Here is a 505-nt window from a genome sequence, read left to right on the forward strand (position 1 = left end):
GCCTGAAGCAGTACGAAGGAGGCCCCGCGCAAGCGGGGCTTTCTTTTTTCCGGGGATCTGCATCCACGCATGGCGTGGATCTACGCGACAATGGCCTGATGGCCGATCGCCGATACCTGAAGAAGATGACCCGCTACTGGGCCGCCGAAGAGGCGAGGGCCACCGTGGCGCTGCAGGATGCGCTCGCATCGGAATGGTTCGACTACTGGCACACCCACTTGGACTGGAAGGGGCGTGGCAATCGCCATGGCAGTGATCGCACCGCCGTTGCCGCCGCGTTGCTGCGGCTACTCGAGCGCGCGGTGGCCTGCAGGCGGCAGGACACCCAGTGCTGGGTGGTGTTGGCGCCGGATAGCGGCCAGAGCGCGCTGTTCCTGCATTCGCCGAATCCGCAGGGTACGCCTTGGCCGCATCCGTTCGATGGCGTGACCTGGGATATCGAAGCACCGGATTGGCTCGCGCCTGTGATGGCGCCGCACCATCAACTGGGCCGCTGGGGTAGCGC

1 protein-coding gene is annotated in these 505 nt (G+C 65.7%); it reads left to right on the forward strand.

The window, feature by feature from the left end:
• Positions 1-505 (forward strand): hypothetical protein (locus AC1DMU_RS29615; protein ID WP_476941698.1); only part of this gene is annotated, 505 nt, incomplete at both ends.

This window comes from Bacillus sp. 01N45, assembly GCF_056399205.1.